The following is a 15466-nucleotide window of genomic DNA, read 5'->3' as shown; positions in this document are numbered from 1 at the left end:
AAACAATTGTTTGGGCTTATTTCATTTATAGTATGGCTATTTATCAATCCTCAGTCAGAAATGCATAAATAAGTATATTTGCCGCATAAAAAAAGCAACTTTACAACGAATTAGCAATGAAAAAGGCGCTGTATTATTTCTTATTTTTTCCGATCTTTCTTCAAGCTCAAATCAACGAAAGCGACACACTTAATATAAAAGCTCAACTTTCCTTAACGGGTTTCTGGCAGGGCGGAAATGTGGAAACACTGATTTTTAGAGCAAAGTCAGATTTGAGCGTTAAACCATGGAAAAAATGGGTTTTTAAAACCCAAAATTCTTACGTATATCAAGAATTTGGAAAAGAAAAGGCGGATGAAGATATTTTGAGTCTCAACTTTTTATATTTCAATCCTGAACGAAAGCTATATCCATTGGTATTAGGGTTTGTAAGTACCAATTTTAGGAGAGAGATTGATTTGCGTTATTTAATTGGAGCAGGAGCTACGTATCAGGTCTTTAAAAAGAAAAAAGATTGGCTTAAATTTTCGCTTACATGCGAATATGAAGAGACTGATTTTGACAATACAACTTTCAATCGTTCTGAGTATAATGGTGATGATTCTATCAATACACTAAGAGGCACTATTTGGGTAAATGGTAAATATCACCTGTTTAAAAATAGACTGATTCTAAACCATGAGAGTTATTTTCAACCTTCATTAAGCAGAAGCAATAACTACCGTTGGCAGGCAGACCTAGGCTTAGAGCTACCCATTTGGAAGTTTTTGAACTTTAAAGTAAACTACTTACATACATTTGAAAGCGTTGTAGTAGAAGATCAACAACAAGAAGATCAATTTTTAACTTTTGGTTTTACCCTGAAAAGCTACTAGGTGCTGTTAGCAGTTTTTTGAAATAAATTGGTCAAGGGTATGAAAGTTTCTTAACTACTCAACGACTTACCCAACTAACTGTTAACTTAATTTAATTCACAAAAAATGAGAAAATTTCTAATGCTAGTGGCACTTATAAGTGTTATTGCATGTAAAAAAAAGGAAGAGAAGCCTGAAGAACCTAAAAAAGAAGAAGTAGAACAAGTGGCAGAAGCTACTCCTGAAATTGATTATGCTAGTTATGGTATGAAAAGCGAAGATGCCCCTAAAGGTCTAGAAAAAGGAACCAAAGCACCGGAAGTAAACTTAACCATTGATGGTAAAGAAATAGCGTTAACCGATCTTTATAAAGATCAAAATGTTGCAGTTATTTTTTATAGAGGTTATTGGTGCCCCGCGTGCAACAAACACCTTTCTGAATTTGCAACCAGAGCAAAAGAGTTAGAAGACAAAGGTGTAAAATTAATTGCAATAACTCCTGAAACACAAGAAGGTGTAGCAAAGACAAAAGAGAATACTAAAGCTGATTTCACAATTGTTTCAGATGTTGATGGTACTATTCAAAAAGCTTTTGATGTAGACTATGGCGTTACAGATGATTATGTAAACAAGGTAAACGAAAAGCTAAAGGTTTCTATTTCAGAAAATAATGGAGCAGCTAACGCACAATTACCAGTACCAGCTACGTATGTAATCAATACAGAAGGTGAAATTATATATGCACATTTTGACCCTGATTATCATAAAAGAGCTAGTATAGACGATATTTTAGAAGCTATTTAATTAGCTTGTCTATTGGCTGCCAACAGCAAAAAAACTAAAGCCACTCATTTGAGTGGCTTATTTTATTGTTTAATCTCTTTAGCTTCTACAGCTTTGGTATTGTTTGATCTGTCTATATCCGCTAAGCGTTGGGATGGGTCTATTTCAACAGATTTTATAGGTTTTGGTGTTTTAAAAGAATAAGAGGGTTGCACCCAAGACCAGTCATCTAATCTCTTTGCATCTGTTGGTTTACTACCATACATCATACGTAACGGAATGTAAAAATCTTCAGAAGTGCCATCAGTATATTCAACTTTTACATCTAAAGGCATGGGCAATTTGCTGTTATTTTTTAAAGTTACTTCATTATTTGAAATACTTTCTACCGCATAATCTATAGTATTTGTTGTCTGAGTCCAATAGTTTAAAAACCAGTCTAATTGAATTCCTGAAACTTTTTCTGCAACTCGTTTAACGTCATTAGGTGTTGGATGTTTGAATTTAAAATCTTCAAAATATTTTTTAATAGTTTTCTGCAGATTTTCCTCTCCAATAATATACCCTAGTTGTGTTAGAAATAGTTGCCCTTTACTATATGCCGATATGCCATAAGCCATGTTCAATCCAAATCTGTCAGCGTGCAATGTTTGAGGCTCTTCAACTCCTGAACGGGCCAAATAGGTATAGTTTCTATAAGCACCTTCATGGGGATTTTCCTTTTTCTGATCCATTACGGTATTCATTGCCAAACTAGAAACATAAGAAGTAAATCCTTCGTCCATCCACTCATGTTTTTGTTCATTGGTAGCCAATAAAAACTGAAACCACGTATGTGCCAATTCATGTGCCGTAACACCTACCAGGCTACCAAATTTACGCTCACCAGTAATTAAAGTGCACATAGCATATTCCATACCACCGTCACCACCTTGAATGACTGAATATTGTTTATAAGGATATTGACCGATGTTTTCATTAAAGAAAGTCAAAATCTCAGCAGTTTTTGGTTGTAAGTTTTTCCAATTCTCTAAATATTTCTCATCGAGTGTCTTTTTATAGAAAAAATGAAGGTCAACACCATTTTCACCTTTTATTTTATCATGAATATACTCCGGATCTGCAGCCCAAGTAAAGTCATGAACCTTAGGAGCTTTAAAGTGCCAAGTAAGTTTTTTAGTTTTCTTTTTATGCTTTACTTCTTTATCAGAATAGCCATGACCAATTTCATTAGGGTTCTGTAGATACCCACTTCCACCTATTGTATAATTTTTATCAATGGTAATTTTTACATCAAAATCCCCCCATACACCATGAAATTCTCTCCCTATATAAGAGTTAGCATGCCAACCTTCAAAATCGTATTCTACCATTTTAGGATACCATTGAGCCATAGATAAGGCCACACCTTCTTTGCTATTTCTTCCTGAACGACGGATTTGTACTGGTACCTGTCCTAAGAAGTCCATATCAAAAGTGACTTTTTCTCCTGGTTTAATAGGCGTATTCAAGTTTACCTTTAAAATGGTGCCAATGGTTTCGAATTCTATATCTTGACCATTTTGCTTTAAAGAATTTACTTTTATAAAACCAATCTCATGAGGTTGTAATTTTGATATTCTACTTTCTTTAATAGGATTTTCTTTAGTACCTACATTGGTAGTCATTCTACCATCAGGATCCTGAATGTTCTGCAACCTTATATCCATTTCACTACCAGGTTGGAAAGCATTAAAAAATAGATGATAAAAGACTTTATCAAGTGTATCTGGAGAATTATTGGTATAGACTAGTTTTTGTTTTCCATCATATTGGAAATTGTCAACATTCATATCAATTTCCATGGTATAATCAACATGCTGTTGCCAATAGTCTGCACTTTGAGATGGTGCTATAAAAGGAAGCGCCAAAAGCACTAAAAAGTAGATGTTCTTCATGTTAGTAATGTTTGTTAAGCAAGATACCAATATCAATATTGATACCAAAAAAAAGCACTTTCAAATTTTTGAAAGTGCTTTCCAATTATATAGTAAATTATCTTATTTTGACATTTTGTGAGCCAGTACTAATGCATTGTAAGCATTTAGAATACGTCCAGAAACAGAAAGATCAACAAAATTTATTTTCTCATCTTTTGTGCCTGGTTTAATAACTTCTCTATTAAATTCAATACCAGAATCCATGATAATATGTTTTACCTGACTAGCCGTTAAGTTAGGATAATATGAACGGACTAACGCAGCTACACCAGCTACTTCTGGAGCTGCCATTGAGGTTCCTTGATTTTGACCATAAGTGTCTTTAGGCAATGTAGAATAAATCTCCATACCCGGAGCAAAAATATCTACATTCTTCTTACCGTAATTTGAGAATCCTGCCGGCAATTTTTCGTTAAAGAAACGAGACATGGCACCTACAGTAATCACATTATCAGCAATCTCATTTACTTTATCTTTTGCATCGTTCGGAAAATTATCATCAGTATCCATATTTTCATTGCTATTTCCTGCTGCATGTACTAATAATACATCTTTTTCAGCCGCATATTTAATGGCATCAAACACCCATTCTGCATTAGGTGAGTAGCTTTTGCCAAAGCTCATATTTACAACTTTAGCACCATTGTCAACGGCGTAACGAATGGCTAAGGCTATGTCTTTATCATATTCATCGCCATCTGGTACCGCCCTAAGTGCCATGATCTTTACATTTTTTGCTACACCATCCATTCCAATACCATTTCCTCTTTCTGCTGCTATAATTCCTGCAACGTGCGTTCCATGACTTTCTTTGTCTTTTGAACCTATAACGTATCCGTTTCCATATACTTTATCATTAATATCATATGGATCATCACCTGCCAAACGACCATTGAAATCAACCTTGTACTGTGCTTCCAACTGATTCTTATAGTGATTTACGGCTTCATCTAATTGAGGTAATGCGCTCTTAACAGTTTCACCGGCATTCATAATATTCATGATGATCATCTTACCTTGCATTAAAGCAGGCTCAGCCAAAGAGACACCATTAACTTCATTCATATCATAGGTCTCTTTTCCTAAAACCTTTTGAAGAGTATCATTAGCTTTAACAACAAAATCTTTAATGGCCATGTATTGCTGCATTTGATCTGAAGCATTTGCGCTTTTTTTGTCAACAATCCCTTTAAGTTTTGAATACAACTTGAAGTCTTCTATATCGGTTTCAGCAATCGCGGTAGAATCCTTTCCATCAAAACGAGGCATCCATTTTTGTACAATTCGTGTCAATTCTAATTGCTCAGGATTAGCTTGTCCTTTTTCACCACCTAAAAAGTTCCAACCATGAATATCATCAACATATCCATTATTATCATCATCATTTCCATTGCCTGCTATCTCATCTTCATTTACCCAAGTTACATCATCTAGATCTTCATGTTCTATATCAACGCCAGAGTCAATAACTCCAACAATCACAGTTTTACCTTGTTTGCCTTCTAAGAAGTGATAAGCCTCTTTTAAGCTCATGCCAGGAATAGAATCCTTAAAAATATCAGCATGTGGCCATGCGTTTATTTCTGCTTCACTTAACTCCGTTTTTTTGGCAACAAGACTATCAGTCTTTGTAGTAAAAGTTATTTTCTCTACTACATTTTGTTCCGTTGTAGTATTAGAAGTTGTGGTTTTTGAAGTAGCACAACTTACAAAGAATACTATAGCAGTCATTGCTATAGAAATTGATTTTAAAATCTTCATAAATATTTAGTTAAATAGTTCATTAAATGTAAAAGTTTCTTTTAATCTGACACCCTTTTCAGTATGTTGAACAGTGCATAATTCATTGTAAGCATCGTGTTCTAAAAAAAGGTAGTACTCGTTGCTAGCAGCGTTATCTAAAAATCGTTTTTTCTCGTTCAAAGTCAATAAAGGGCGTGTGTCATATCCCATAACATATGGTAAAGGAATGTGACCTACAGTTGGTAATAGATCAGCCATAAAAACAATGGTTTTTCCTTTGTAATTAATTTGTGGTAACATTTGTTTTTCCGTATGACCATCAACAAACAAAATGCCAAACCCTAATTCAGATGTAGTTAGATAATCTTCATTAGGTAGTTCAACAAAGTTTAATTGCCCACTCTTTTCTATTGGGATGATGTTTTCAGTCAAAAAAGATGCTTTTTCTCGTGCATTAGGTTGGATAGCCCATTGCCAATGCTCTTGATTACTCCAGTATTTAGCATTTTTAAAGGCAGGTTCATAGCCTGTTTTATCTTTGTTCCATTGTACACTTCCACCGCAGTGATCAAAATGTAAATGTGTGAGAAAAACATCCGTAATATCATCTCGGTGAAATCCATGATCAGCCAAAGACTTTTCAAGTGAAAAATCTCCCCACAGATAATAATAACCAAAGAATTTATCTGATTGTTTATTACCCATTCCTGTATCAATAAGAATCAAACGATTTCCATCTTCAATAAGCAAGCTACGCATGCTCATTTCAATCATATTATTGACATCTGCAGGATTGGTTTTTTGCCATAAAGACTTTGGTACCACACCAAACATGGCACCGCCATCTAATTTAAAATTACCGGTCTCAATTGGGTAAATATTCATAATTGGGCAAAAAAGTTCACAAATATGCTGAAAATAAGCTGAATAATCATTAAATAATACAAAAAAACCTCACCAATTTGGTAAGGTTTTTTGAGGCGTCGAGCGGATTCGAACCGCTGTACAAGCTTTTGCAGAGCTCTGCCTAGCCACTCGGCCACGACGCCATTTCTAAAGGGCTACAAATTTAACTAAATTAACAATTTAGGCAATAAAAATGCTAAATATTATCGCTTCTTAGTCATCTTAATTGTTACCATGGCCACATTACCACCAATAGGCGGGTTTAATTTAGAAACTGCTACAGTTGCTTTTTTTACCATAAGAATCTCATTCAATATTCTCTCAAGAATTTTGTCGGCTACGGTTTCAAGTAATTTTGTCCGTATTGACATTTCTTCTTTCACAATTTTGTTTAGGTGAACATAATCCACGGTGTCACTTAATTTATCTGTTTTAGCAGATTCTGATAAATTGGCTTTAACAGCTAAATCAACACGATATTCTGAACCTATTTTACCTTCTTCATCCAAACAACCGTGATAAGCGTATAATCGGATATTTTTAACTTCTATGAGTCCCATGTGGTAAGAATTTTGGCAAAGATAGGATTCTAAATAAAACCAAATTCAATCAAATCATTTTCTTAAATTTAACCTCAAATCTTCTATTTATGAAAGCTCGCGAACAATTCATACTAATATCACTCGTAACAATTATTTCAATTGCAGTTGTCTCTTTTTTCTGGAAACCAATGTTATGGAGCTTAATTTTAGTTGTACCACTTTTTTTTATGGGTTGGTATGATGTACTGCAAACAAAGCATACGATACGACGCAATTTTCCATTACTAGGAAGGTTTCGTTATGCATTAGAATCTATCCGCCCTGAGATCATGCAATACTTTGTTGAGACAGATACTGAAGGACGACCTTTAAATAGAATATTTAGGTCTTTAATTTATCAACGCTCAAAAAAAGTTAATGACACAGCACCTTTTGGTACTCAGATGAATGTATATCGTTCAGGTTATGAATGGATGGATCATTCAATGTATGCCAAAAATAGCCCTAAAGAAATAGGAGAATTTCCGCGTGTTTTGATTGGCGGAAAGGATTGCAAGCAACCCTATTCTTCAAGTTTATTGAATATCTCAGCTATGAGTTTTGGTTCCTTAAGTAAGAACGCTGTGATGGCTCTTAATAAGGGTGCTAAAATTGGAAAATTTGCACATAACACAGGTGAAGGCGGTGTGAGCCCCTATCATTTAAAACATGGTGGAGATCTTATTTGGCAAGTAGGAACTGGATATTTTGGCTGCAGAGATGAATATGGAAATTTTAGTGAGGAAGGATATAGAGAAAACGCTATCAAGTCTGAAGTGAAAATGATAGAGTTGAAAATTTCACAAGGAGCAAAACCAGGACATGGAGGAATTTTACCAGCTAAGAAAAATACTGAAGAAATCGCAAAAATAAGGCATGTAGAACCGGGAGTGGCAGTGCACTCTCCTCCTTCTCATACTGCTTTTTCTAATCCTGTAGAGTTGATGCAGTTTATAAAAAGACTACGAGATCTTTCTGGTGGCAAGCCAGTAGGTTTCAAACTTTGTGTTGGTAAAAAACAAGAGTTTATAGATATCTGCAAAGCAATGCTTTCTTCAGGAATTACTCCCGATTTTATTGCGGTAGATGGTGGTGAAGGAGGAACAGGTGCAGCTCCGGTAGAGTTCTCAAATTCTATTGGAATGCCACTACGTGAAGGATTGGTATTTGTGCATGATACATTGGTTGGATTTGACCTAAAAAAAGAGATCAAAATCATTGCTGCTGGTAAAATTATTACCGGTTTTCATATGGCAAGAGCCATAGCTTTAGGTGCAGACGTTTGTTATAGTGCCAGAGCAATGATGCTTTCTATTGGTTGTATACAAGCATTATTATGTAATAAAAATACCTGTCCTGTTGGGATTGCAACGCAAGATAAATCATTAATGAAAGGCTTAGTAGTTGAAGACAAGGCACCTAGGGCTGCTAATTTTCATGAAGAGACAATTCGTAGTTTTTTAGAAATGGTAGCGGCATCAGGTCTAAATGGCGTTGATGAAATACAACGAAAGCATATTAACAAACGAATGGGAATTAGCAAGATTGTAAAGTATGATGAAATGTATCCAGAAATGGAAGTAGGATGTTTATTATCTGAGGCAACTAGGCCTGAAGACTATAAGCAGTATTTTACAGAAAAAGAATTGGCTGTTTTAACCTAGTAATTTGCATCTTCAGGATATTTCGTCATAAATTCTTCAACTTTTTCTACCATATTTTTACTTCCACAGAAAAAAGGAACACGCTGATGTAGCTCAGTGGGCTTGATATCCATGATACGACGATAACCATCAGTACATTTACCGTTAGCTTGTTCAGCTAAAAATGCCATAGGGTTACATTCATAAAGTAATCGTAATTTCCCTTGTGGTCCTACTGAACTACTTGGATAAATATAGATACCTCCTTTGATCATATTCCGATGAAAATCAGAGACCAGAGAACCTATATAACGTGCTTTATAAGGTCGGTCATCTTCTTCCATCTGACAGTATTTTAAATAATCTTTTACACCTTGAGGAAAATGTACGTAATACCCTTCATTAATTGAATAGATAGTACCGTCTTCTGGGAATTGCATGTTAGGGTGCGATAAATAGAAGGTGCCTATTGCTGGGTTCAAAGTAAAACCATTCACGCCATGTCCTGTAGTATATACTAACATGGTTGAAGTACCATATACTATATAACCAGCAGCTACTTGTTTATTGCCTTCTTGTAAAAAGTCCTCAATTTGAACTGGAGTACCGGGCTCAGTTACTCTGCGATAAATTGAGAAAATAGTACCTACAGAGACGTTTACATCAATATTTGATGACCCGTCAAGTGGATCGATCAATACTACGTACTTACTACTATTGGCTTTATCACTTCCTGAAATTCTTACAAAATCATCTTCTTCCTCACTGGCTATACCACAAACAATTTGCCTATTAATAAGGCGCTTCATGAAAACATCGTTTGCGTACAAGTCTAGTTTTTGTTGATCTTCTCCTTGTACATTCGTATCACCGGCATCACCTAATATATCAACTAAACCAGCCTTATTTACTTCATGATTCACAACTTTCGCAGCAAGTCTAATAGAGTTTATAAGTCTAGAAAGTTCTCCTGAAGTGTACTTAAACTGTTTTTGATTACTAATAATAAATTCACCAAGGGTACTGTGTTTTTGCATAGTATGTATTGATTTTGGTAGTACAAATATCGTTTTTCTCCCTCTAAAACTATAACGTTTTCGTGATACTTTTAAAAAGTTTTTTACATTAGCTAGCCTTTAAAATTCAATCAGTATGAACTTCAAAATAAGAAAGGGTGTAGAAGAAGATGTGCCTGCTATTTATAGTCTTATCAATGAATTGGCTAACTATGAAAATGAACCTGATGCGGTAAAGATTACAGTTAAGGATTTATTAAATGATGGTTTTAAGGAACAGCCTGAATTCGAATTCTTTGTTGCTGAAGTAGAAGATAAAATAGTGGGGATGTCCCTATATTATAAGCGCTATTCTACTTGGGAAGGTAAATCATTACATCTTGAAGATTTAATTGTTAATGAAGCATTTAGAGGAAAAGGTATTGGCAAAGCTCTATATACAAAAGTTATGAAAACGGCTTATGAACAGGAGGTTAATAGAGTAGAGTGGGAGGTTATTGACTGGAATAAACCAGCGATTAGTTTTTATTTAAGTACAGGAGCATCAATGATTGAAAACTGGAATCTTTGCCAAATGAATAGAATGAATCTGAAAGTTTTTTTAGAAAAAAATGAGAGTATTTAAGTTTGGCGGCGCATCCATAAAAGATGCTGATGGTATTAAGAATGTTGCGAAAGTATTGCAACAAGTAGGGTATGAGGATGTTTTTTTGGTGGTCTCCGCCATGGGTAAAATGACCAATGCTTTTGAAAAATTGACCCAAGCTTATTTCGAAAAAACGAATGAGGTTGATGCTATATTAGAAGAGATTAGAACATACCATGAAGTCATTATTAATGACTTATTTGAAGATAAAAGCACACGCATCAAAGACAAAATAAAAATTTATTTTGCTCAGCTTTCTTCTTTTTTTGCTGAAAACACCTCTGATGATTATGATTATATCTATGATCAGGTGGTGAGTCAGGCAGAATTGATCTCAACTACCATAGTAAGTAAATATTTAGATAGCGTTAATATTCCTAATACGTGGATTGACGTCAGAAGTTATATCAATACCAATGACGATTATCGCGATGCCAAGGTAAATTGGCAACAAACTGAGGAGAATATTAAGAGTTCAATTTTAAAAAATGGTACTTTATATATCACTCAAGGATTTTTAGGACGAGCCGATAATATGCATACTACCACTCTTGGTAGAGAAGGATCTGATTACACTGCGGGCATTTTTGCCTACTGCTTGAATGCCGATAGTGTTACCATTTGGAAAGATGTGGATGGAGTATTGAATGCAGACCCAAGATATTTTAAAGAAGCTTCATTACTACAAAAAATATCATATACTGAAGCTATTGAATTGGCATTTTATGGGGCTTCAGTTATACACCCAAAAACCTTACAGCCGTTACAAAAAAAGGAAATTCCTTTATATGTAAAATCATTTGTATACCCTGAAAATGATGGGACAACAGTAAGTAGAGGAGAGCCTATTCACCCTGAACAGCCTTGTTTTATTGTAAAGAAAAATCAGGTGCTACTGTCAATTTCATCGCTTGATTTTTCATTTATTGTTGAACGCAATATCAGTGATATTTTTGCATTGCTGCACGAGCATAAAATGAAAGTAAACCTATTACAAAATTCGGCGATTAGCTTTTCAGTGTGCTTAGAAGATAAATATCATTTATTTGATACGTTGGTAAATGAATTAAAGAATAAATTCAAAATTGACTTTCATAAGAATGTTTCATTGTATACTATAAGGCATTTTACACAAGATGCTATTAAACAAATTGAAGAGGGTAATGATTTGTTATTGAAACAGTTAACCCAAGACACTGTTCAGGTAGTAATTGCCTAGAAATATCTATATTTGATAGCCCCAAAAAAACCTGATGAGTTTAGTATCTGCCAAAGAAATAGCCAAAGTTATCCATTTTGAAAAGTATGGTGTTTTTGGAACTTTTTTTGGCTGGCTTATGCTGAAAATTCTCAGAATATCCAGATTAAATCGCATCTACAATAAGCATAAGGATAAAAAAGATATCCAATTTTTGAATGCTATCTTGAATGAGGTTCAAATTCAATTTGAAATACCTGAAGAAGATTTGAAACGCATTCCAAAAGAAGGCGCCTTTATAACTATTTCTAATCACCCACTTGGTGGTATTGATGGTATTTTGTTATTAAAACTCCTAGCTGAAAAGAGACCAGATTTTAAAATCATTGCTAATTTTTTGCTGCACAGAATTGAACCTCTGAAGCCTTATGTAATGCCCGTTAATCCTTTTGAGGACAGAAAGGACGCACAATCAAGTGTTACAGGTATTAAAAATGCTTTATTGCATTTAAGAGAAGGTGCACCTCTAGGTATTTTTCCGGCTGGTGAAGTATCTACATATAAAGATGGTAAATTAATTGTTGATAAACCTTGGGAAGAGAGCGCTATCAAGTTAATTCACAGGGCCAAAGCACCTATTGTTCCTATTTATTTTCATGCGAAAAACAGTAGACTGTTTTACCTGCTCTCAAAAATCAACGGAACGCTAAGAACTGCAAAGTTACCTTCTGAACTACTCACTCAAAAAAGTAGGATAATTAAAGTTAGAATAGGTAAAGTTATCCCTGTAAAGGATCAGGAAGAGTATGAAAATATAGATGATTTTCATGCATTTATACGCAAAAAGACCTATATGCTGGCCAACCCATATCAGCCTGAAGGCCGTTTGATCAAAACACCAAATTTGAAATTGCCAAAATACCCCAAGCAAATTATAACTCCAGTTTCTACTGAAATGATGGTAGCTGAAATAGAAACTTTAAGAAAGAAAGATACACGATTGTTAGAAAGTAAAAACTATGAAGTTTTCTTGGCCGATAGTAAGGATATGCCAAGTATTCTTCGTGAAATTGGAAGGCTTCGAGAGATAACCTTTAGGGAAGTAGGAGAAGGCACAAATAACAGTATAGACTTAGACGATTATGACAATTTTTACCACCATATGTTCTTATGGGATAATGATCAAAAAATTGTTGCTGGCGCTTATAGAATGGGCTTGGGTAAAGATATTTTCAAAAAATATGGTATTGATGGCTTTTATATTAATACATTATTTCGAGTAGAGCCAGAATTATATCCTATGATGGAAAAAACCATTGAAATGGGGCGCGCATTTATCGTAAAAGAATATCAGCAAAAACCAATGCCTTTATTCTTACTTTGGAAAGGTATTGTGCATGTAACGCTTCGCTACCCTGAACATAAATATTTAATGGGCGGAGTAAGTATTAGTAATCAGTTTTCGAATTTTTCAAAATCGTTGATGATTGAGTTTATGAAATCACATTACTATGACCCTTATTTAGCGCAGTATATTCATCCTAAAAAGGAATATAAGGTCAAATTGAATGATGCTGATAAGGATTTTGTGTTTGATGAAAGTAAGGCTGATATGGTGAAGTTTGATAAAATCATAGATGAAATTGAACCGGGTAGTTTGCGTATGCCAGTATTATTAAAGAAATACGTTAAACAAAATGCCAGATTGGTAGCTTTTAATGTAGACCCTAAATTCAATAATGCTGTTGATGGCTTGATGTACATTAGAATTGCTGACTTACCTGAAAGTACAGTTAAACCAGTTATGGAAGAGTTTCAAGCTGAATTAGAGCGGAAATTATCAGAAAAATAAAGGTCATTTCAACTGATAATAGAGTCTTCTTCTTTACCACTGAAATGACCTTTAATTATTTAGATTTTGGTTTATTTTCCAAATAAACGTTGGAAGAAATTTTTACTTTTTACTTTAACTTCCTGAATTTCTTCTTTAGCATCTTCGGCTAGATCAGCCAATTTTTCTCCAGCTTCGCCTGCTAATTCACTAGCCTTTTCACTAGCCTTGCCCAATACCTCTTTAGCATCTTCAACAAATTCTTTCGTTTCTTCTTTTACATCTGCAAGAATTTCTTGAGTATTTTCTTTTAGATCAGCAGTTTTTTCACTGATCACTTCTCCTGCTTTACTTGCAAATTCCTTAGCGTCTTGAGTCAATTCCGCAGCTTTTTCACCTACCTGGTCGGCGACGTTTCCAGCTACTTCCTTAGCATTTTCAAAAGTTTCAGCAGCACCTTCGCGCAAGTCAGCTGTCTTTTCACTTACCGTTTCAGCCACATTACCAGCTATCGCCTTGGCGCCTTCAGCCAGATCACCCGCCTTTTCACTAATTGTTTCACCTACATTAGAAGCCACTTCTTTGGCATTTTCTAGTGTGTCAGCAGCACCTTCGCGTAAGTCCGCTGCCTTCTCACTTACGGTTTCGGCTACATTTCCAGCAACCGCTTTGGCACCTTCAGCAAGATCACCAGCCTTTTCGCTAACTGTTTCACCTGCATTAGTTGCCATTTCTTTGGCATCTTCAGCAAGATTTTCTACTTTTTCACTTACTACATCAGCGGCTTCTTTTGCAGCCTCTTTTGTATTTTCTATACCTTCGTTCAATTCTTCTTTTAAATTATTATTTTCTTCTGACATGTTTTAGTTTTTATTAGTTTCAATTTGTAACTCCAAAGTTAAAAAATTAACATAACGAAAACCACTTTCAGCTGATTTTTAAATCATTAAGCCTCTTGAAGTATTTTTTGTTTTTCAAATAACCCTTCATTTAACAGATTGAGTGCTTGTTTTTTGTGTTTTGATTCAATTAAAAGAGACATATTATAATTACTGCCGCCATAGGAAATCATCCTAAGAGGAATTTCTTGAAGACAATTTAAAACACCGGCACTTACACCTTTTGTTTTTTGAGAAAAATCCCCGGCAAGGCAGATTATAGCCATATCAGTATCTACTTCAACTTTTGCAAAGGAGTTAATTTCCTCTACTATTTCATCGAGAAATATACTGTTATCAATGGTAAGTGATACTGCTATCTCAGAAGTAGTGATCATATCAATTGGTGTTTGATGTTTTTCAAAAACTTCAAATACTTTTTTCAAAAAGCCATAAGCCATTAACATTCTATATGATTTGATTTTCATAGCGATGATGCCATCTTTAGCCGCAATAGCTCTAACACCAGCACTAGGCTGACAATTTTTGATGATTGTTCCCTTGCTATCTGGACTGAAGGTATTCTTCAGAAGTACAGGAATGTTATTTTCTTTGGCGGGAATGACGCTTTGCGGATGCAATATTTTCGCACCGAAATAAGCCAGCTCAGCAGCTTCATCAAAAGATATTTCATGAATAGAAAATGTATTTTCTACATATCTAGGATCGTTATTATGCATACCGTCAATGTCCGTCCATATTTGAATTTCTTCAGCGTTGATTGCTGCTCCAATGAGAGATGCTGAATAGTCACTACCACCTCTTTTGAGATTATCAATGGCACTTGTATAATCTCTACAGATAAAACCTTGTGTGATAATAATATCAGCATTTGTTTCATTTAAAACCGAAGTAAGTCTATTCCTGATAGTTGCAGTATCAGGTTCACCATCAGTGCCCAATACCATAAAGTTTAATGCTGAAATCAATTGAGAGTCGGTTTGTAATTCCTCTAAATAGAATTGAAAGAGTTGTGTACTTATCAATTCACCTTGAGCAAGGATTTCCCTTTCATCCTTAGCTTTAAGGGTCTTTAAATGTGTAAATGAATTTCTTATAAAAGTCAAAGCTTTTCTTTGATAATACTCTGATGTGTATAGCTCGTCAATTAATGGGATATATTTTTGTTCTAAAACTTCAACTAGCTGCAAGGCCTTGAGCGCATCTTTCTGCAATGTTTTATGAATTTCAACCAAGCAATTGGTTGTACCTGCTACTGCAGAAAGTACTACAACTAAAGACTCACTCTGTTGCATAATAATATTCGCTACCTTCTTCATATTCTCTGCACTACCAACTGAGGTGCCTCCAAATTTTAATACGTTCATGATCAAATTTTTTTCAAAAG

13 protein-coding genes and 1 tRNA gene are annotated in these 15466 nt (G+C 34.8%); 6 read left to right on the top strand and 8 right to left on the bottom strand.

Annotated features, from left to right (window positions below):
* Positions 1-116 precede the first annotated feature (116 nt).
* On the top strand, positions 117-875 hold the full coding sequence (locus tag AC1EU5_RS07795; protein ID WP_480191809.1) for a DUF481 domain-containing protein: 759 nt from the start codon (positions 117-119) through the stop codon (positions 873-875).
* Between the two features lie 105 nt (positions 876-980).
* Positions 981-1658, top strand: a complete 678-nt coding sequence (locus AC1EU5_RS07790; protein ID WP_480191808.1) for a peroxiredoxin-like family protein — start codon at positions 981-983, stop codon at positions 1656-1658.
* A gap of 62 nt (positions 1659-1720) precedes the next feature.
* On the opposite strand, the gene AC1EU5_RS07785 is transcribed toward AC1EU5_RS07790, so the two are convergent.
* The 5 genes from AC1EU5_RS07785 to folB all read right to left on the bottom strand — a co-directional run bounded on the left by AC1EU5_RS07785 (position 1721) and on the right by folB (position 6825).
* Positions 1721-3574: a M1 family metallopeptidase gene (locus AC1EU5_RS07785; protein ID WP_480191807.1), complete on the bottom strand. Its 1854-nt coding sequence runs from the start codon at positions 3572-3574 to the stop codon at positions 1721-1723.
* A gap of 102 nt (positions 3575-3676) precedes the next feature.
* Positions 3677-5377, bottom strand: coding sequence for a S8 family peptidase (locus tag AC1EU5_RS07780; RefSeq protein WP_480191806.1), 1701 nt, complete (start codon positions 5375-5377; stop codon positions 3677-3679).
* A 6-nt stretch (positions 5378-5383) separates the two neighbouring features.
* The gene (locus tag AC1EU5_RS07775) at positions 5384-6244 is read right to left on the bottom strand and encodes an MBL fold metallo-hydrolase (RefSeq protein WP_480191805.1); all 861 of its coding nucleotides are present in this window, start codon (positions 6242-6244) and stop codon (positions 5384-5386) included.
* Between the two features lie 93 nt (positions 6245-6337).
* Positions 6338-6408: transfer RNA gene (locus tag AC1EU5_RS07770), tRNA-Cys, on the bottom strand.
* Positions 6409-6468: 60 nt separating this feature from the next.
* Positions 6469-6825: a dihydroneopterin aldolase gene (folB, locus tag AC1EU5_RS07765; protein ID WP_480191804.1), complete on the bottom strand. Its 357-nt coding sequence runs from the start codon at positions 6823-6825 to the stop codon at positions 6469-6471.
* 89 nt (positions 6826-6914) lie between these two features.
* Between folB and AC1EU5_RS07760 the strand changes: the two genes are divergently transcribed.
* Positions 6915-8510, top strand: coding sequence for an FMN-binding glutamate synthase family protein (locus AC1EU5_RS07760; RefSeq protein WP_480191803.1), 1596 nt, complete (start codon positions 6915-6917; stop codon positions 8508-8510).
* Here the strand turns inward: AC1EU5_RS07760 and fbp are convergent.
* The gene (gene fbp / locus AC1EU5_RS07755) at positions 8507-9526 is read right to left on the bottom strand and encodes a class 1 fructose-bisphosphatase (RefSeq protein ID WP_480191802.1); all 1020 of its coding nucleotides are present in this window, start codon (positions 9524-9526) and stop codon (positions 8507-8509) included. The two genes, AC1EU5_RS07760 and fbp, sit on opposite strands and share 4 nt — an antisense overlap.
* Positions 9527-9641: 115 nt before the next feature.
* Here fbp and AC1EU5_RS07750 point away from each other — a divergent pair, with 115 nt between their 5' ends.
* The 3 genes from AC1EU5_RS07750 to AC1EU5_RS07740 are packed head-to-tail and all read left to right on the top strand — an operon-like array spanning position 9642 to position 13201.
* Positions 9642-10130: an N-acetyltransferase family protein gene (locus tag AC1EU5_RS07750; protein WP_480191801.1), complete on the top strand. Its 489-nt coding sequence runs from the start codon at positions 9642-9644 to the stop codon at positions 10128-10130.
* Complete coding sequence (locus AC1EU5_RS07745) at positions 10117-11370, top strand: aspartate kinase (RefSeq protein ID WP_480191800.1); 1254 nt, start codon at positions 10117-10119, stop codon at positions 11368-11370. Before AC1EU5_RS07750 ends, AC1EU5_RS07745 begins: the two co-directional genes overlap by 14 nt.
* 34 nt (positions 11371-11404) lie before the next feature.
* Entirely contained in the window at positions 11405-13201 is a 1797-nt protein-coding gene (locus AC1EU5_RS07740; protein ID WP_480191799.1) for a GNAT family N-acyltransferase, read from the top strand.
* Between the two features lie 71 nt (positions 13202-13272).
* Here AC1EU5_RS07740 and AC1EU5_RS07735 read toward each other — a convergent pair whose 3' ends face one another.
* Together AC1EU5_RS07735 and AC1EU5_RS07730 are read right to left on the bottom strand one after the other, a co-directional pair.
* The gene (locus AC1EU5_RS07735) at positions 13273-14040 is read right to left on the bottom strand and encodes a hypothetical protein (RefSeq protein ID WP_480191798.1); all 768 of its coding nucleotides are present in this window, start codon (positions 14038-14040) and stop codon (positions 13273-13275) included.
* Positions 14041-14126: 86 nt separating this feature from the next.
* Positions 14127-15446 (bottom strand): aspartate kinase, encoded by a 1320-nt coding sequence (locus AC1EU5_RS07730; protein WP_480191797.1) that lies wholly within the window; start codon positions 15444-15446, stop codon positions 14127-14129.
* Positions 15447-15466: the final 20 nt, after the last annotated feature.

The sequence above is a fragment of the Maritimimonas sp. 2405UD52-3 genome (assembly GCF_056591715.1).
The sequence above is the reverse complement of the archived record's forward strand: the minus strand, read 5'-3'. Positions and strand labels throughout refer to the sequence as shown.